Annotated in this window: 14 protein-coding genes; all 14 read left to right on the forward strand. The window is 37.7% G+C overall.

The window, feature by feature from the left end; all coding sequences use genetic code 11:
• Positions 1-38: 38 nt before the first annotated feature.
• Positions 39-1,316, forward strand: coding sequence for a glycoside hydrolase family 172 protein (locus tag EHQ43_RS03405; protein ID WP_244242624.1), 1,278 nt, complete (start codon positions 39-41; stop codon positions 1,314-1,316).
• Positions 1,309-2,226 (forward strand): sensor domain-containing diguanylate cyclase, encoded by a 918-nt coding sequence (locus tag EHQ43_RS03410; protein WP_135740128.1) that lies wholly within the window; start codon positions 1,309-1,311, stop codon positions 2,224-2,226. The genes EHQ43_RS03405 and EHQ43_RS03410 overlap by 8 nt, the downstream gene beginning before the upstream one ends.
• Positions 2,227-2,371: 145 nt before the next feature.
• Complete coding sequence (gene hrcA, locus EHQ43_RS03415) at positions 2,372-3,403, forward strand: heat-inducible transcriptional repressor HrcA (protein WP_135740127.1); 1,032 nt, start codon at positions 2,372-2,374, stop codon at positions 3,401-3,403.
• 11 nt (positions 3,404-3,414) lie between these two features.
• Complete coding sequence (gene grpE / locus EHQ43_RS03420; protein ID WP_015677279.1) at positions 3,415-3,987, forward strand: nucleotide exchange factor GrpE; 573 nt, start codon at positions 3,415-3,417, stop codon at positions 3,985-3,987.
• A gap of 23 nt (positions 3,988-4,010) precedes the next feature.
• Positions 4,011-5,945 (forward strand): molecular chaperone DnaK, encoded by a 1,935-nt coding sequence (gene dnaK, locus EHQ43_RS03425; RefSeq protein WP_135740126.1) that lies wholly within the window; start codon positions 4,011-4,013, stop codon positions 5,943-5,945.
• Positions 5,946-5,967: 22 nt separating this feature from the next.
• Entirely contained in the window at positions 5,968-7,095 is a 1,128-nt protein-coding gene (gene dnaJ, locus EHQ43_RS03430) for a molecular chaperone DnaJ (RefSeq protein WP_015677133.1), read from the forward strand.
• A 24-nt stretch (positions 7,096-7,119) separates the two neighbouring features.
• Complete coding sequence (locus EHQ43_RS03435; protein ID WP_135740125.1) at positions 7,120-8,082, forward strand: Gfo/Idh/MocA family protein; 963 nt, start codon at positions 7,120-7,122, stop codon at positions 8,080-8,082.
• Positions 8,082-8,648 carry a YqgE/AlgH family protein gene (locus EHQ43_RS03440; RefSeq protein WP_135753962.1) on the forward strand — a complete coding sequence of 189 codons (567 nt, stop codon included), beginning with the start codon at positions 8,082-8,084 and terminating at the stop codon, positions 8,646-8,648. Before EHQ43_RS03435 ends, EHQ43_RS03440 begins: the two co-directional genes overlap by 1 nt.
• A gap of 21 nt (positions 8,649-8,669) precedes the next feature.
• A complete protein-coding gene (locus tag EHQ43_RS03445; protein ID WP_135770143.1) occupies positions 8,670-9,419 on the forward strand; it encodes an SDR family NAD(P)-dependent oxidoreductase in 750 nt (249 codons plus the stop codon).
• Positions 9,420-9,596: 177 nt separating this feature from the next.
• Positions 9,597-11,021 carry a circularly permuted type 2 ATP-grasp protein gene (locus EHQ43_RS03450; RefSeq protein ID WP_135740122.1) on the forward strand — a complete coding sequence of 475 codons (1,425 nt, stop codon included), beginning with the start codon at positions 9,597-9,599 and terminating at the stop codon, positions 11,019-11,021.
• Between the two features lie 9 nt (positions 11,022-11,030).
• On the forward strand, positions 11,031-11,999 hold the full coding sequence (locus EHQ43_RS03455) for an alpha-E domain-containing protein (protein WP_135740121.1): 969 nt from the start codon (positions 11,031-11,033) through the stop codon (positions 11,997-11,999).
• A 2-nt stretch (positions 12,000-12,001) separates the two neighbouring features.
• Positions 12,002-15,259 (forward strand): transglutaminase family protein, encoded by a 3,258-nt coding sequence (locus tag EHQ43_RS03460; protein ID WP_135770144.1) that lies wholly within the window; start codon positions 12,002-12,004, stop codon positions 15,257-15,259.
• Positions 15,260-17,794 (forward strand): circularly permuted type 2 ATP-grasp protein, encoded by a 2,535-nt coding sequence (locus tag EHQ43_RS03465; RefSeq protein ID WP_135753965.1) that lies wholly within the window; start codon positions 15,260-15,262, stop codon positions 17,792-17,794.
• On the forward strand, positions 17,787-18,668 hold the full coding sequence (locus EHQ43_RS03470; RefSeq protein ID WP_135740118.1) for a transglutaminase family protein: 882 nt from the start codon (positions 17,787-17,789) through the stop codon (positions 18,666-18,668). Before EHQ43_RS03465 ends, EHQ43_RS03470 begins: the two co-directional genes overlap by 8 nt.
• Positions 18,669-18,745 lie beyond the last annotated feature (77 nt).

An 18,745-nucleotide genomic window follows, 5' to 3' on the forward strand; every position in this document is an offset into this window, starting at 1 on the left:
GATATCAATCTAGGAAAGGACCTTTGAAGCAAAACCAAATGCAAATACTAATTCAAGACAAAATAGATTTTAAACCGGATTCGATTGGAAATCGGAATTTGATTTGGATATCCAATTCTAAATTTTTTTCAGAGATACAATCTTTTTTTAAACTGATCTTTATCGGTATATTCTTTCTAAGTATCACCTTACAAATATATGCTGATGGTTGGGAATCAACCATTTGGAAAGATAAATCTTATCAAAACAAACGTATATCAAGTTCAGATCCAACAGATGGGAATGATGATTTTATCAAAATACCTAAAAAGTCGACTGTGACGATTGCTGAAATCAAAGGTCGAGGTGTGATCAAACACATTTGGATGACCTTGGCTAGTAAAGATCCAATGGCACGTAAAAATGCTGTAATACGTATGGTGTGGGATAACCATTCTCATCCTTCCGTTGAAGTTCCGTTAGGTGAATTTTTTGGCCAAGGGTGGGGGGAAGAGTACATCCTGAATTCTTTGCCACTAGTTGCGGCTCCCAAAAAAGGGAAGTCTATGAATTCTTATTTTCCTATGCCATTTGAATCCGGTGCGAAAATAGAAATAGAAAATGAATCAGAAGAAGACATTAGCAATTTTTATTTTTACATTGATTATGAAGAATGGAAATCACCCCTCGAATCAACCTTACGATTCCATGCACAGTGGAATAGGAGTATCACCAAACCGAATACTACGAACCAGAGAGAAAATGAGTGGGGAATATTAGGACAAACAGAAAAAACAATATTCAAAAAAGCGAATTATTTCTCCGTTCTCGAAACAGAAGGAAAAGGCCAATTTATTGGACTGAATTTGTATGTGGATTCTCCTACACCTTTGTGGTATGGCGAAGGAGATGATTTAATTTTTATTGATGGCAACCAAACGTCCGCTACACTAAAAGGAACAGGAACCGAAGATGTATTTAATACAGCTTGGTCACCAAAAGAAGTGTTTATGCATCCATACTTTGGTTATCCACGAGTTTCAGATTCAATTGGTTGGTTGGGTAGAACGCATTTATATCGATTTTGGGTAGAATCCCCTATCCGTTTTGAAAAAAATTTCCTATTCTTACTAGAACACGGTCATGCAAATTCCTTGACCTTAGATTTAATCTCTGTTGCTTATTGGTATCAGAGTCTGAATCCAAAACCAATGAAGGTTTTACCGAAAAAAGAGTTCAGGGTGAACCAACCTGAGATCAATTTTCGTCACATCCATAAGTGGAGGGATTCATTCCGAAGTGAAAAAGGAAATGGGGAAATTTGGGGAAATGAATGATATTAATACGAGTGTACTGTCAAAGGAAATAGTTTCCCAATCGATCGATTCGATTGTTGTTTTAGATACGAATCAAAAGATTTTATTCAGTAATTTAGCATTACAAACGTTAACTGGATACACTGAGGACGAATTAAAAGGAAAAACATTTTCCTTTTTGTTTCCACCCAATGAAAAAGGAGAACAATCTTCTATTGAATCCTTTGTGAGTTCGAATGAAGCTCATTATATTGCTGGTTTTTTAAAAGAATTAGAACTCATCACCAAACCAAAAGGTACGATTCCTGTAGAAATTCGTGCGTTTACCATCCAAAACGAAAATATAGAATACTATGCAGCCATCATTCGCGACGTTAGAGAACGTAGGCGCTTAGAGGAACAAAAGAATGTTCTCATCAATAGTTTGAAACGTTTGGCCTATATGGACGAGCTGACGATGTTACCAAACCGTCGTTCTTTTGCAGACACCTTACAAAAAACAATCGCCACAGTGAAACGTCGTAACCGTGAATCGGTACTGGCTGTTATGGACATCGACCATTTCAAAGTCATCAATGATACATACGGGCACGACATTGGTGATCTGGTTCTCAAAAAAATGGCAAATATCTTTGTCGATTGCCTACGAGAGGAAGACACAGTGGGCAGGCTTGGCGGGGAAGAGTTTGGTTGTATCTTACCCGATACAACCACGGAAGGAGCCACGATTGTACTTGATCGGCTCCGTGAATCTGTCGAAACGCATCGGTTTTTTATCTTTGATAATTATTATTTGAACATCACTCTAAGCATTGGGTTCACGAAGGTCCATCCCATCCAAAAACCAGAAGAGATTCTGAAATTTGCTGACATTGCCCTCTACCAGGCAAAAAACAACGGCAGAAACCGAATCCAAGTTTACCCTGTTTGAAAAAAATTGGCAGTTTCCCAGAAAGTCTGCTAAATTTCGCAACTCAGTGTGACATCTTGCTTGACGAAAAAAATGGAAATCCGTAAACTTTAAGCATAGATTAGCACTCTAATCATCAGAGTGCTAAAGGAAGTGCTTGGAGGCTATGGACCTTTCCCCTAGACATCGTTCCATTTTGAAAGCTTTGGTTGAGGAGTTTGTTTCAGACAACAAACCTGTCGGCTCTAAAACCCTTTCTGAAAAATACGATATCGGCCTTTCACCAGCCACCATACGTTCCTGTCTTGCGGAACTCGAGGATATGGGCTTCATCGTCGCCCGACATACCTCTGGGGGCCGTGTACCAACGGAACGAGGGTATCGGTTGTATGTGGATAGCCTTGTGACTCTATTTGAGCTCACAATGCGTGAAAAACAGAGGATCCAGGAAGAGTATCTACGGATGCAATTTCGATTGGACCAAGTCCTCATTGCAACCTCTAAGGTTTTGGCTTCACTTTCGCAATCTGCGAGTGTCGTACTTGGTCCAGAAGGATCTTTGGATACACTCAAACATATTGAACTCATCCATGTAAACGGTGGTGAGGTTCTTATGATTCTTGTTATGCGGTCTGGGACTGTGCTCAATCGAAATATATTTTTCGATTTTCACATTTCACAAGAGACCTTATATCAAATTTCAAGGTACTTGAATGATAACGTCAAAGGATTTGATGTACATGAAATTCAAAGTAATTTGATTCCACAGATGATGTTGAAAAAGGAAGGTCCGGAAGGATTCAGTCAGTTTGCACCATCAATTGCAAGAGCAATGGGATCAGACAGTTTGTCCGTTGATAATTTATATATTGATGGATTGAAAAACTTATATGAAAACTTTAAGGATGAAGAGGAACAACTAGAAAACATCCTGCATCTATTTGATGAAAAACAGTTCCTCAAAGAATTTTTCAGCGATTATGTTCCGATGGATGGTGTTTACACGATTATCGGAAAAGACGGCAATGAGAAGTTAGGTGGTGTTACCATCATCACTACGAATTACCGTATGGGTGAAAAAAGGATCGGTTCCATGGGAATCATTGGTCCTCAGAGGATGAATTACAACAAAGCATTACCTTTGATTGAATTCACTTCAAAGTTAGTTTCAGAAATGATAACGAAATTGAGCAGGTAGTAGGAGGCGAAATGGCAGAAGAAACGAACCAATCCCTAGAAGATCAAAATGTGCAAGTCGAAGAAGGGCAGACCATTTCCGATGAAGCCATTGAACAAGCGGTAGAGGGTGCTGAAAAAGAACTCGATAACGCCAAAAAGGAAATCGAAACTTTAAAAGATTCGTGGCTTAGAGAACGTGCGGAGTTTCAAAACTACAAACGTAGAACCGCTAACGACTTGTTAAATGCTAGGAAAGAATCCATCAAAAAGTTTGCGGAAGGACTCACGAGTGCTTTGGACAACTTGGAACGTGTATCAAATGTTCCGAACCAAACACCAGAAGTGGTCGCCTTTGTTGAAGGGATCAAGATGGTACAAAAGGAATTTTATTCCGTATTGGAAAAAGAGGGAATCAAACGTTTGGACCCAAAAGGAATGCCGTTTGATCCAATGCTCATGGAAGCAATTGCTTCTGAAGAAAGTGCAGAGTATACAGAAGAGACAGTTGTCGAAACCTACCAAGCTGGTTATTACCATGAAGAAGGTGAAAACAAACAATCAATTCGTCCTGCACGTGTGAAAGTGGGAAAACCACAAAGTTAATATAAGTAAGAAGGAGAAAGACTATGTCTAAGGAAAAAATCATAGGTATCGATTTAGGAACCACTAACTCTTGTGTAGCGGTTATGGAAGGTGGAGATCCCGTTGTCATTCAAAACTCTGAAGGGGCAAGAACAACTCCTTCGATCGTTGCTTTTACAGCAAAGGGTGAAACCATTGTTGGTCAGTTTGCAAAAAACCAAGCGATCACAAATGCTGTGAATACAATTCGTTCGGCGAAACGATTTATCGGTCGTCGATTTAACGAAGCTGGTGATGAAGCGAAGATGGTATCATACAAAGTGATCCGTGCTGGAAATGACGGTGTAAAATTTGAAACCGTTTCTGGTGAGTTCACTCCACAAGAAATTGCGGCTCGTGTACTTCAAAAAATGAAGAAAACGGCAGAAGACTTTCTTGGCCATGAAGTAAAAAAGGCAGTGGTAACAGTTCCTGCTTACTTCAATGACGAACAAAGACAAGCAACAAAAGATGCAGGTCGCATTGCGGGACTTGAAGTAGAACGAATCATCAATGAACCAACTGCTGCAGCGCTTGCTTACGGTTTTGATAAGAAAAAAACAAATGCTAAGATCGCCGTATATGACTTAGGTGGTGGAACGTTTGACGTTTCGATCCTAGAGCTTGGAGACGGAGTATTCGAAGTAAAATCTACAAACGGTGACACTCACCTTGGTGGTGACGACTTTGATAACGTGGTCATGCAATGGATGATCGATGAATTCAAAAAACAAACGGGAATTGATATTTCTGGAGATAAAAACACAGTACAACGTTTGAAAGAAGCTGCTGAAAAAGCTAAAATCGAGTTGTCTGGAACATCTTCCACTCAAATCAACCTTCCGTTCATCACAGCAGATGCGTCTGGTCCAAAACATTTGGATATGACACTTACCAAGGCAAAGTTTGACGAAATCACAAGATCTCTTGTGGAAAGAACTCGTATTCCTTGCCAAAATGCATTAAAAGATGCAGGATTGTCTGCGAGTGAAATCGATGAAGTCATCCTTGTGGGTGGATCGACTCGTATCCCAGCGGTACAAGCTCTTGTAAAAGAGATTTTCGCAAAAGAACCAAACAAATCGGTAAACCCTGATGAAGTAGTAGCAATTGGTGCTGCGATCCAAGGGGGAGTTCTTGCAGGTGATGTTACAGATGTTTTATTACTCGATGTAACTCCACTTTCTCTAGGAATTGAAACTCTCGGTGGTGTGATGACAAAACTCATCGAAAGAAACACAACCATTCCTACAAGAAAGTCTCAAGTGTTCTCAACGGCAGCTGACAACCAAACAACTGTTTCCGTTCACGTATTACAAGGGGAACGAGAAATGGCAAGTGCGAATAGAACACTTGGCCGTTTTGACTTAGTAGGAATTCCTTCGGCTCCACGTGGAGTTCCTCAAATCGAAGTCACATTTGATATTGATGCGAACGGTATCGTTCATGTGTCTGCAAAAGATTTGGGAACAGGTAAAGAGCAAAAGATTCGTATTGAATCATCTTCCGGACTCTCTGAAGAAGAAATCAAAAAGATGGTAAAGGATGCAGAAGCTCACGCAGAGGAAGATAAAAAACTTCGTGAAGCAGCTGATACTAAAAACGAATTGGAAGCGATTGTTTACCAATTGGAAAAAACCATTGGGGAATCAGCAGACAAACTCGACGAATCAGAAAAACAAAAAGCTCAGGACGAAATCAAACGCGGTCGTGAAGCAATGGAATCTGGTGACCTCGAACGTATGAAAGCATCAAGAGACTCAATCCAACAAGTTGCAATGCAAATTGGACAAAAAATCTATAGCCAAGCAGGTCCTGAAGCAGGAGCTCCTGGCGCAGAAGCTGGTGCAGGTGCAAACCAAGGCGCAAGTGGTTCCAATGCAGGTGGCGAGAAGGTAGTCGATGCTGATTACACTGTCGTTGACGAAGACAAAAAATAAATAGAGATAAAGAAGTAAAACAATGAGCGACCGTGGTTACTACGAAGTATTAGGCGTTTCGAAAGGTGCCTCTGATGATGAGATCAAGAGCGCCTATCGTAAGTTAGCCATCAAATATCACCCTGATAAAAATAAAGGTGATAAAGAAGCGGAAGAAAAATTCAAAGAGGCTACTGAAGCCTATGAAGTGTTACGTGATCCGCAAAAACGCCAAGCCTATGACCAATTTGGGAAAGCTGGTGTGAATGCAGGTGCAGGAGGTGGGTATGGAGCAGGTGCTTATACTGACTTCTCTGATATCTTTGGAGACTTCGGTGATATCTTCAGTGAATTTTTCGGCGGCGGTGGTGGTGGCGGTAGCCGCGGTGGTGGAAGAAGGTCTGGTCCTCAAAGGGGATCAGATCTCCGTTATAATTTAGAAGTTAGTTTAGAAGATGCTGCTCTTGGCAAAGAGTATAAAATTGAAATCCCAAGATTGGAAACATGTGCCGATTGTTCGGGATCTGGTGCATCGAAAGGATCTTCACCTACGGTTTGTCCTGATTGTTCGGGAACAGGCCAAGTGAGAAGGACCCAAGGATTTTTTAGTGTCACAACTACTTGTCCTCGTTGTAAAGGAAAAGGAAAAGTTATATCCAATCCTTGTAAAACTTGTAAAGGCGAAGGCCTAACAGAGAAAAGACGAACTATACATATCAAAATCCCTGCTGGTGTTGAATCGGGAAGCCGACTTAAAGTTTCTGGTGAAGGCGAGTCTGGTCCAAACGGTGGTCCAAGTGGTGATTTGTATGTGGTTACCCATATCAAAAAACACCCAACCTTTGAACGACAAGGGAATGACTTAATCGTTCAAAAATCGATTTCTTTATCTATGGCTTGTCTCGGTGGAGAGATTGAAGTACCTTCGATTGATGGAAAAACCATCCAATTGAAAATCCCGGAAGGGACGGAAAGTGGACAAATTTTCCGTTTAAAAGGGCATGGAATCCCATACCTCGGTTCTTATGGCAAGGGAGACCAACATGTCATTATCAAAGTAGAAATTCCTAAGAAACTTTCTAAAAAACAGAGAGAATTGATGGAAGAATTTGCCCGTGAGTCCGGCGAAAAGGTAGGCAGCGGGGGAAAATCGAAGTTGTTTTTCCGCTAAACCTTAAAAATATTGAGAGCATCTATGGATAAAAAAGTCCGACTTGGAGTCATTGGTACGGGCCATATGGGCCAATACCACGTAAACGTTGCCAAACAATTATCCGATGCAGAACTCATCGGGATATTTGATGCCAATGCAGAACGTGCCACTCAAATTGCTGAGAAACACAAAACAAAGGCATTTGGAACGATTGAAGAATTACTGAAAGAAACCGATGCAATCATCATTGCGGCGCCAACTTTCTTACATCATAAGATCGCCAAACAGGCGCTTACCGAAAAAAAGCATGTATTGGTTGAAAAACCAATTTCCCAAACAGTGGAAGAAGCGAAAGAACTTGTAAACTTAGCAAAACAAAACAATTTGATTTTGCAAGTGGGTCATGTCGAGCGATTCAATGGTGCGGTTTTGGAACTTGGTAAAATTGCCGAGCACCCAATCCTCATTGAATCTCGAAGGATTGCTCCGTATAACAGCCGTATCACTGATGTTGGTGTGGTTCTTGATATGATGATCCATGATATCGACATCGTTCTAAATCTTGTGAAATCAGAAGTTACGGAAGTGAAAGCAGTTGGATCTTCGATAGTATCCAATCATGAGGATGTTGCAACTGTTGTTTTGAAATTTGCAAATGGTTGTGTTGCATCACTTAATGCTTCTCGTTCTTCTCAGGCAAAAATTAGAACTCTTAACATTTCACAAAAAGATTCTTATGTTTTTTTAGATTTTACAAACCAAGAGATTGAACTTCATAGACAAGCAAGTTCAACCACACAACTTGGAAGTGGAGAAATCAAATATAGACAAGAATCCATTGTGGAAAAAATCTTTGTTCATAAAGATAACCCACTCAAACAAGAACACGAACACTTTGTAAAATGTATCAAAGGAGAATCCGAACCAATGGTGAAAGGTGATTCTGATATTAAAACATTAGAAGTGGCGTATAAAATTTTAGAAGAAATTCACGGCAAAAAATAATGACAAATCATCCTGATTCAACGCGCGGGAAGTTACTCATTTCCAATTCAAGTGTGATTCAGGATTTTTTTCATAAATCCGTTGTCCTCATGGTTGACCATGATGATGACGGAGCCTTTGGTTTGGTTTTAAACAAACCAACTGACCAAACTATGGAATCTCTTATTAAAAATCTGCCAGATACCATACATTCCAACAAACCAGTGTATGCTGGCGGTCCAGTTGACAATCTATTTGTGTCTATTTTGCATAATGGAAAACAAACGGCCGATCCCGGTGTGGAAGTTGTTCCAGGAATTTATATGGCACGAAGTTTTGATACGATGTTAGAAGTATTATCTTCCGACCAAATCAAATTCCGAGTATTGCAAGGTTATGCAGGTTGGTCGTCAGGCCAGTTGGAAAGTGAATTTGATAGATTGTCTTGGGTGGTATCAGATTTGGTAGATGATTCAATTGTTTTCAAAGAAGATGATTCAGAATCGATTTGGCGAGAAGCTCTACGAAGTAAAGGTGGAATTTACAAATACTTTGTAGACCATACTAAGGATCCTTCTCTCAACTAACCAATACGAACTAATACTTTTATGAAACTGGCTTCTAAAAAAATCGTATTGACCAATGGTTCTTCCCCTTTAGGAAAAGAACTATTATCATTGTTACTCGGTGAAGGAGCTTTGGTTGTTGTTGGCGACATCAATCCAGAAGAAATTCCCAGTCATGGAAATTTACATAAATATAAAATTGATCCCTGTAAACCTGATCAAATCGAAAGGTTAATCGAATCTGCTATCGAAACATTGGATAAAATTGATGTGTTCGTTATCAATTCAGAACAATTTATTTATGCAGAAGATGAAAAGGAAAATTGGGCTGGTCTCAAATACTTATTCCAATCAAATTCCCTCGCACCTATTTTTGCGATTCAAAAATTAACAAAATTGATCTCTGTTGGGCTTCACATAATCTACGTTAGTTCAGAAATTTCCCTGTATCCAACTCCTGGATATGCGTTGTATGGTTCCTCCAAACTCGCTTTTGATTATTTTTGGGATTCCTACCGCAAACAAGTTGGGAAAAATTTTCAATTCTCTAAGATAGTCGCGAACGTTCCTTCCGACCAAAATCCAAAACGATTAGCGAAGAAAGTGTTTCGATCCATCTTACGTCCCAAACAGTCTCGGTTTGAAGTATGGACCCAGGGGATGCAAAAAAAATTCTTCGAAATTTTACCTTTTTTGCTCTTTTTTCGATCTCTCCTCTACGGTTTTCGTTTAAAAGAAGAGAAAATGAAGAAAAATTCCTCCCCACAAACGATCCCAACTAACGAAATATAAACATTCTGTTTGATATTCGTACACCAACTTTGTTAGTATTGTGGTGGTGTGTATAATTTAAGCAAAATTTAGCTAACGAATCGCTGACTTATGTCGGATGAACTGCAAAGCCCTGGTTTCCCGGCAAATTATCCATTTGGTACAAATATTGCTAATTAATTTAGCAGAGGCCACCCCATGTTTATCGCAGACTATAGTGCAAAGAATATCTATGATGAGATGTTTTCAAATGAAGGATTCCCACGTAAAAGTTACGATTTTGTGAAAACAAAAATGGAAAGTTTGGGAGGGATTGAATTAATCAAACGCAGTAGTTCCGCCGAACGCGCATTAATGTCACTTGGGATCACTTTTACATTGTATGGTGATGGTGGTGAACAAGAGAGGATCATGCCATTTGATGTGATTCCAAGAATTGTTCCGAGTGAAGAGTGGATAAGTATCGAAAAAGGATTAAAACAAAGAATACTTGCCCTTAATTTATTTTTGAATGACATATATAGTGAAAGAAAGATCTTAAAAGACAAAGTCATTCCTTCAGAAATCATAGATTCAAGCACTGGATATTTAAAACAGTGTATGGGTTTAAAACCACCGAAAGACATTTGGATACATATTACAGGTACTGACCTAGTAAGAGATGGCGCAGGTGCATTTCACGTACTCGAAGACAATTTACGTTGTCCTTCTGGAGTGTCATATGTTCTTGAAAATCGGGAAGTGATGAAACGAACTTTTCCTGAACTCTTTGAAAAATTAAACATACGACAGGTTTATGATTATCCTTATCATTTAAGGTCTATGTTAGAAAACCTAACAGATGTAAGTGATCCTGTGATTGCTGTTTGGACACCTGGTGTATATAATTCAGCTTATTATGAGCATAGCTTTTTAGCCCAAAAGATGGGCGTCTATTTAGTTGAAGGGACCGACTTGGTGGTCGAGAATCATAAGGTTTATATGAAAACTACAAAGGGATTACGAAAAGTCGATGTAATCTATCGTAGAATTGATGATACTTTTATGGATCCATCTAGTTTCCGAGAAGATTCTTTACTGGGAGTGAAGGGAATTTTTGAAGCATATAAAAGGGGAAATGTGGCTCTTGCAAATGCTCCTGGGACAGGAGTTGCTGATGACAAAGTAATTTACTCTTATGTTCCAAAGATCATTAAATATTACTTAGGTGAAGATCCAATCATTCCCAATGTCCCAACATATCTTTGTTCCGAAGAATCTGACTTAAAATATGTTTTGGATAATATCCATAATTTAGTTGTGAAAGCAGCTAATGGTGCAGGTGGATACGGAATGATCATTGGTCCAAAATCAACTAAACAAGAACAAGAAGATTTTAAGGAGCTAATTAAAGCGGATCCGAGAAACTATATCGCACAACCAGTGTTAAATCTTTCAACAGTTCCAACGTTGATATCTGACAAAATTGAATCCAGACATGTTGATTTACGTCCGTTCATTTTATACGGTAAAGATGTGTATGTAATGCCTGGTGGATTAACCCGTGTAGCTTTACGAAAAGGATCTTTAGTTGTGAATTCATCCCAGGGAGGCGGTTCAAAAGACACCTGGGTTTTAGGATAAGGTGTATATATGTTAAGCCGAGTTGCCGAGTCTGTTTTTTGGATGAATCGGTACATTGAAAGAGCGGAGAACTATTCCCGTTTTATCGATGTTAACCATCAGTTGTCGTTGGATTTGAATGAAGAAGTTCCAAACCAGTGGTTACCCTTAGTTCACACAACTGGGGATTATGAATTATTTGCAAAAAAATATTCAGAACCTACCCCAGTGAATGTGATTCGATTTATGACATTTGATGAAGAGAATCCTAATTCAATTTTTCAATGTTTATCGAAAGCGCGTGAAAATGCTCGAACCATTCGTGAAAATATTTCAACATCAATGTGGGAAGTTTTGAATGAGTTTTATCTCTATGTAAAAAACTATCGTAAACTCTATATGGAATCCACAGAGGAGCATGGAGATACACTCTCTATTGATCTTTCTGACTTCCTCAGTACTGTAAGGAAAAGTTGCCAAAGTTTTTACGGTTGTACTGATGCAACAATTTCACATGATGAAGTTTGGAATTTTGCATTGCTTGGTAGATTCTTGGAACGTGCAGATAAAACAACGCGTATCTTAGATATGAAATATTTTATCTTACTTCCTTCAGTACATGACATAGGATCTACTTTAGATTTATTACAATGGTTATCACTTCTAAAGTCAGCAAGTGCACATGAGATGTACAATCGAAAGTATAAAAAAATTGATCCAACAGATATTGCAGAGTTTTTAATTCTGAATGATACGTTTCCAAGATCGATTATCTTTTGTATCCAAGAAATGCAAGAAGCATTGGAAAAAATATCAGGATTAAAAGAAGGATTACCACGGAATTCCGCACAAGATGCGACAACGGTATACTTAAATCGACTACGATCTGAAAATATCAAATCCATTTTCGATAAAGGATTACACGAATATCTAGATGATATTCAAATTGAATTAAACCAAATCGGTGCAAAGATCGTAGAGCGATTTTTTACAAACTAATTATGAGCATAAGAGTAGCGCTAACACATATCACAACGTATCAATATGATAAATCAATTTCACTTTCTCCTCATGTAATTCGTTTACGACCTGCACCTCATACTAAAAATCATATTGTATCTTATTCTTTAAACATTCTTCCTGAACAAAAATTTCTGAATTGGCAACAAGATCCATTTGGTAATTACCTTGCTCGATTAGTTTTCCCCGAGAAAACAAATATATTACAAGTAGCAGTTGATTTGGTTACAGACTTAAAAGTAATCAATCCCTTTGATTTTTTTGTCGAAGAATATGCGGAGAATTTCCCTTTCCAATATGATAAAATATTAAAGAAAGAACTCACTCCCTACTTAAAACCAAAAAAACCTGGCAAATTTTTATCTTCTTATTTAAAAACTATCAATCTAGATAAAAAACGAATTGTTGAATTCCTTGTCGCACTAAATGCAAAGGTATACAGTGACATCGGTTATGTGATTCGAATGGAACCTGGTGTTCAGTCCACAGAAGTCACTCTTTCGAAAAGAATGGGATCATGTCGAGACTCTGCATACCTTCTTGTTCAAATCCTTCGACATCTTGGACTTGCAGCACGTTTTGTTTCAGGTTATCTTATCCAATTAAAGGCGGATGTAAAATCTCTCGAAGGCCCTTCTGGAACAGAAGTTGATTTTACTGATTTACATGCTTGGGCCGAAGTTTATTTGCCTGGTGCTGGTTGGGTAGGTCTCGATCCTACTTCAGGATTATTCACTGGTGAAGGCCATATTCCACTAGCAGCTACACCTGAACCAGAATCTGCAGGTCCCATCTATGGATTTGCTGAAAAAGCTAAAATGGAATTTTCCTTTTCCATGCATGTGGAAAGAGTCTTGGAAACGCCAAGGGTCACTCTACCGTATTTAGAAGAAGACTGGAATCGTATAATAAAGTTAGGTGATGCGATCCATAAACGGATTAAAAAAAATGATATTCGATTAACAATTGGTGGTGAACCAACATTTGTTTCTACGGAAAACAGAGAAGCACCTGAATGGAATTTTGATGCACTTGGGTTTGAAAAATACTCAAAATCTGAACAACTCATCAAACGATTGGGGAAACACTTTGCACCTGGAGGATTATTGCAATACGGACAAGGAAAATGGTACCCTGGTGAGCCAATTCCAAGATGGGCAATGATTTCTTATTGGCGTAAAGACAATGAACCATTATGGTCAAACCCTCATTTGCTTGCAGATGATAGATATACAGGATCAGCAAACACTAATGATGCGAGAAATTTTATTTCCAGTTTGGTAAAATATTTAAAAATACCATCCACTTCAGTTCTTCCCGCTTATGAAGATAATCTTTATTATCTATGGCAAGAATCGAATTTACCAGAAGAAACAGAATTATTATTAGATGGATTAAATTCATATGATGCTTTGGAAAGAAAACGGATTTTAAAAGTTTTAGACCAAGGAATACATAAAGAAGTAGGATATGTTCTTCCTTTAGATTTTGATCCATTCCAGAAAGTTTGGATATCAGATGAATGGAAATTTCGTCGGAAAAAAATGTATTTGATACCTGGTGATTCACCCATTGGATTACGGTTACCATTGCAATCGTTAGGTGGAAAAGTACAATACAGAAATCCAGAGGATCCATTTAATTCAAAAGCTCCTCTTCCTAAAGTGAAAGAGTTAAGCCAATATCCATTGTCAATGGCAAATGTTAGTTATCAATTGGGAGGGATTCATACTCGCACAGCACTCTGTGTAGAACCAAGGAATGGAAATTTAAGGGTATTTTTGCCGCCGATCCAATCCTTAGAAGGTTGGTTGCATTTGGTATATGCCATTGAACAAACAGCGATAGAGACTGATTTACCAATTGTAATTGAAGGTTATGAAGCACCAAACGATCCAAGATTAAATCGATTTAAAATAACACCGGATCCAGGTGTTATTGAAGTTAATTTTCATCCCTCTAGTCATTTTGAAGAAATTGTAGAAAAAACTAAAATTCTCTACGAAGAAGCATATCAATTAAAGCTGACTGCTGAAAAATTTTTGATCGATGGAAGACATTCAGGAACTGGTGGTGGGAATCACATTACGTTAGGTGGTGAAACAGTTGGTGATAGTCCTTTCTTAAGAAAACCATCATTACTTCGAAGTTTAGTTTCCTATTGGCAAAACCATCCAGGTCTTTCATATTTATTCTCTGGTATGTTTATTGGTCCCACATCGCAATCGCCAAGGATCGATGAAGCTAGAATTGATTCTCTTCATGAATTAAAAATAGCTTTCCAACAAATTGATTCCAGTCGGAATACTCCACCTTGGTTATTGGATAGGTTGTTACGAAATATTTTAATTGATGTTACGGGAAACACACATCGAACTGAGATTTCCATTGATAAATTATTTGATCCAGGTTCACCAACTGGTCGACTTGGATTGATCGAAATGCGTGCCTTTGAAATGCCTCCTCATTACCAAATGAGTGTTGTACAACAAGCATTGATGATGGCAATTATTTGTAAATTTTGGGAAGAACCATATTATGGAAATCCTATCAATTGGAATACGGAACTTCATGATCGATATATGTTACCTTATTTTGTATATCGTGATTTTAAAGAAGTGATCATTGATTTACAGAACCAAGGATTTTCTTTCCTATCAAAAGATTTTGATCCATTTTTTGAGTTTCGTTTTCCTCAATATGGGATTTGTTATTTGGATGGAATGGAAATTGAACTGAGAATGGCATTGGAACCTTGGAATGTGTTAGGTGAAGAAAATACTTCTCAAGGAACGTCAAGAGGTGTGGATTCAGCTACAGAACGCGTGCAAGTAAAAATTAAAGGATTTCATCCTGAGCGATATAAACTGAGTTGTAATGGTTATGAAGTACCTTTACAAGCAACTTCCGTTCAAAATGAATTTGTAGCCGGTGTCCGTTTTAAGGCATGGTCACCTGTATTTACTTTACACCCTCAACTTCCAGCACAACAATCTTTGGTTTTTGATGTATATGATACTTGGAACCATCGTTCGCTTGGGGGATGTACGTACCATGTTTCGCATCCAGGAGGGCTATCTTATGAAACCATTCCAATTAATTCATATGAAGCAGAGTCAAGAAGGATCTCTCGATTTTGGACACATGGACACAAAATTGGAAAAAGTTTACCTCCCATCCGATTAGAAAATAAAGCCTTTCCTTGTACCTTGGATTTGAGAATGGTTACTTCTAAGTAAATGATGACAAAAGATCCATATCATTTGATTGACAATTATAAAACCATTCCTGGTGTTTATGATGAGTTATATGATGCAGACGGTCAAATCCGTAACAAATATAAGTTTTTAGTAAAATCATTCCAAGAACTTGGACCTGCAGAATTAATCAATCGTAGGCGAGATACAGATAGAATACTTAGGGAAAATGGAGTTACTTACAATCTTTACCAATCGGAGCAAAGAGAAGCAAAAGAGAGACCTTGGGAATTAGATCTTTTTCCTCTTGTGATGGAAAGTGAAGAATGGAGGATTTTAGAGAGAGGTTTGAATCAAAGAGCCGATCTTTTAGACGCACTGATACGTGATGTTTATTCGAAAAGAAGATTGTTATATGAGAAAAAAATTCCTCCGGAAATTTTATTCAATGAATCTTCGTTTTTGCGCGCTTGTGACGGGATGTATGAATCGAACCATTTTTTAGCAAAGAACCCTGCATTAATGTTTTTTGTTTGTGATTTGATTCGCGCTGCAGACGGAAATTTTTACGTACTCAACGATCGAGTACAAGCTCCATCTGGATCAGGTTATTCACTAGAAAATAGAATTGTTTTATCTAGAATTTTTCCAAGTATGTATAGAGATGCAATGGTGCATCGAGTTGCTGTTTATTTTCGATCGTTACGAAAGTCACTTACTCAATTATCAGGTGTTAGTGGAAGAGAACCATTAATTGTTTTATTAACTCCTGGTCCCTCCAATGAAACCTACTTTGAACATGCATACCTTGCAGGATATTTGGGATATACTTTAGTGCAAGGTGAAGACTTAACAGTTAGAAAAAATAAAGTTTACATGAAAACTGTCGAAGGTTTACAACAAGTAGATTTAATTTTACGCAGAGTTGATGATGATTTTATGGATCCTCTCGAATTAAGAGGAGATTCTTTATTGGGAGTTCCTGGTCTTTTGGAATCTGTTAGGTCAGGTAATGTAAAAATTGCAAATCCAATTGGGACTGGATTTTTAGAAAATCGTGCGTTATTACCTTTTTATTCAGAATTATGTAAGTTCTATTTAGGTGAAGAATTAATTTTACCTATGGCTCCTACACATTGGTTAGGAAACAATCAGCAATTTCAAATGGTATTAGAAAATCCAGAAAAGTATGTTTTTAAAACCGTTTCTCGAACAGACGAAGAAACTCCTGTTACTTTTGTAGAATTAAGTGGTCAAAGAAAGGATTTATTTCTAGAAAAACTGAAACATGCACCTAAACGATTCATCGCTCAGGAAATGATAGAATCAGCCACTGTACCCGTATTAGGTGACAATGGTTTTCGTCCAGGCAGAGCAATTATGAGAACGTTTGTGTCTTCTTCTGGATCGGGTTACCAAACGATGGCTGGTGGTTTAGTTAGAGTTTCACCTTCACTCGATGAATTTTTTATTACGAGCCAACGTGGTGCGTGGAGTAAAGATTTATGGGTATTGTCTACTGAAACACAGAAAGAAGAATCTTTACTTGTTCCAAAATCAGATCAAATATTGATTTCGCGTAAAAGTTCAGGTGTGCCAAGTAGGGTGGCTGATAATCTTTTTTGGCTAGCGAGATATTTGGAAAGGTCTGAAAACCAGACACGTGTTATACGTGAAGCAGTGTACAAAATTTTACAAGTAGAAGATGGATATGAAAAGGAATCTTTAGAAAACATATTGAAACTTGTTACTCATGTAACAAATAGTAATCCAGGATTTTTGGGTGATGATTCAGGCGATCTTTTTGCAAATCCATTTCCTGAATTACAACGATTGACGATCGATAAAAATATTGTAGGAAGTTTGGGATTCCACTTAAAAAGTTTGGTAGTTGCATCCAAGTCAGTTCGAGACCGACTTTCAGATGATATGAAAAAAATCCTTCTTCATTTAGAAGATCAATCCACATCCGGCATCGAATCATATGATCAGATCATAGATTTTCTTCAAAAGATAATTGTAAACTTATCATCACTTACTGGTTTATCATTTGAAAACATGAGTAGGGAATCTGGATGGTATTTCCTTAATTTAGGAAGAAGAATTGAAAGATCGATAAATATGATCTTGATGTTGCAAGGAATGATCCAATGGAAAAGTTTTGAAGATAAATCATCTTTTGAAACTTTCTTAAGAATTAGTGATATTCGATTAACATATAATCGCCGTTATTCTGGAAAAATTGATCAAGAATCCGTATTAGACATCTTACTTTTTGATATAACGAATCCAAGATCATTGGCATATCAATTAGAACAAATCAACGCAGATTTACAATTTTTACCTGGAAAAGATAAGAAATCTGTTTATTCCGAAGATAGAGCCGCCCTTCAGTTATATACTCATTTTAAAATGAAAGATATAACAATCTTTTTTCAATCTGAAACTCCGTTGACTTCGGTTGCGATTTGGTTAGAAGAGTTACATGACTATTTGAGATTATTATCTGATGCATTGTCTTCTCGTTATTTCAATTATACAGAAGAACAAACTAGAATTGGTGATTCAAATGGCTGATTTTAAAGTGATTCATAAAACCAAATATAGTTATGATGATTTTGTAGCGTACTGTCATAATATGGCACATATGTATCCATTAACTACGATTCATCAAGATTGTTATCGTACTCATGTAACAGTGAATCCAAAACCTGTTGTATCTTCTTTTCGTAGAGATTACTTTGGAAATCAGGTATTTTTATTTTCTGTTGAGGATCCACACCGATTTTTAGAGGTCGTAGTAGAATCAACAGTTAGAACCCATCAAAGCTTTGACTTCGATTTATCGAAGTCAACTTCATGGGAGTTAATTAATAATATTATCCATGAATCAACATTGGATACTGATTTACAAGCTATCGAATTCATTCAACCATCTCCATATATTCCATCAAAACAAATGTATTTTGATTTTGCACATTTCATATTTACCAATAACAAACCTGTTTTTATTGGTGCGATGGAGTTGACAAAGTATATTTTTGAAAATTTTCAATATGATCCAAAAGCAACAAATATAAATACTCCTTTAGAACAGGTGTTAAGTGAAAGAAAGGGTGTATGCCAAGATTTTTCACATTTGATGATTGCCGCCTTACGTTCGTTAAAAATACCTTGCCGATATGTGAGCGGATATTTGGAAACATTTCCTCCTCCAGGGACACCCAAACTCCAAGGTAGCGATGCCACACACGCTTGGGTTTCTGTGTATTGTCCGACGTTGGGTTGGTTAGATTTTGATCCTACAAATGGAAAATTAATTTCAGAAGAATATATCATCACTGCGATTGGCAGAGATTACTCGGACGTATCACCATTGAAGGGAATTTTGTTTGGTGGTGGAAAACATAAATTGAAAGTAGAAGTTGATGTGATTCGAGAACAAATATGAACTTTTTAAAAATAAAAACAGAAATTTTCCGAATGGAAGTGCTTTTGAATGTGGTTTGTGATACAGAGGACGTATTG

Source organism: Leptospira bouyouniensis (assembly GCF_004769525.1).
In the GTDB taxonomy this organism is placed as follows: Bacteria; Spirochaetota; Leptospiria; order Leptospirales; family Leptospiraceae; genus Leptospira_A; species Leptospira_A bouyouniensis.

Bases quoted from the DNA above. Each gene is read 5' to 3' on its own strand.
- EHQ43_RS03405 (WP_244242624.1), top strand. From the start codon at position 39: ATGCAAATACTAATTCAAGACAAAATAGATTTTAAACCGGATTCGATT.
- EHQ43_RS03410 (WP_135740128.1), top strand. From the start codon at position 1,309: ATGAATGATATTAATACGAGTGTACTGTCAAAGGAAATAGTTTCCCAA.
- hrcA (WP_135740127.1), top strand. From the start codon at position 2,372: ATGGACCTTTCCCCTAGACATCGTTCCATTTTGAAAGCTTTGGTTGAG.
- grpE (WP_015677279.1), top strand. From the start codon at position 3,415: ATGGCAGAAGAAACGAACCAATCCCTAGAAGATCAAAATGTGCAAGTC.
- dnaK (WP_135740126.1), top strand. From the start codon at position 4,011: ATGTCTAAGGAAAAAATCATAGGTATCGATTTAGGAACCACTAACTCT.
- dnaJ (WP_015677133.1), top strand. From the start codon at position 5,968: ATGAGCGACCGTGGTTACTACGAAGTATTAGGCGTTTCGAAAGGTGCC.
- EHQ43_RS03435 (WP_135740125.1), top strand. From the start codon at position 7,120: ATGGATAAAAAAGTCCGACTTGGAGTCATTGGTACGGGCCATATGGGC.
- EHQ43_RS03440 (WP_135753962.1), top strand. From the start codon at position 8,082: ATGACAAATCATCCTGATTCAACGCGCGGGAAGTTACTCATTTCCAAT.
- EHQ43_RS03445 (WP_135770143.1), top strand. From the start codon at position 8,670: ATGAAACTGGCTTCTAAAAAAATCGTATTGACCAATGGTTCTTCCCCT.
- EHQ43_RS03450 (WP_135740122.1), top strand. From the start codon at position 9,597: ATGTTTATCGCAGACTATAGTGCAAAGAATATCTATGATGAGATGTTT.
- EHQ43_RS03455 (WP_135740121.1), top strand. From the start codon at position 11,031: ATGTTAAGCCGAGTTGCCGAGTCTGTTTTTTGGATGAATCGGTACATT.
- EHQ43_RS03460 (WP_135770144.1), top strand. From the start codon at position 12,002: ATGAGCATAAGAGTAGCGCTAACACATATCACAACGTATCAATATGAT.
- EHQ43_RS03465 (WP_135753965.1), top strand. From the start codon at position 15,260: ATGATGACAAAAGATCCATATCATTTGATTGACAATTATAAAACCATT.
- EHQ43_RS03470 (WP_135740118.1), top strand. From the start codon at position 17,787: ATGGCTGATTTTAAAGTGATTCATAAAACCAAATATAGTTATGATGAT.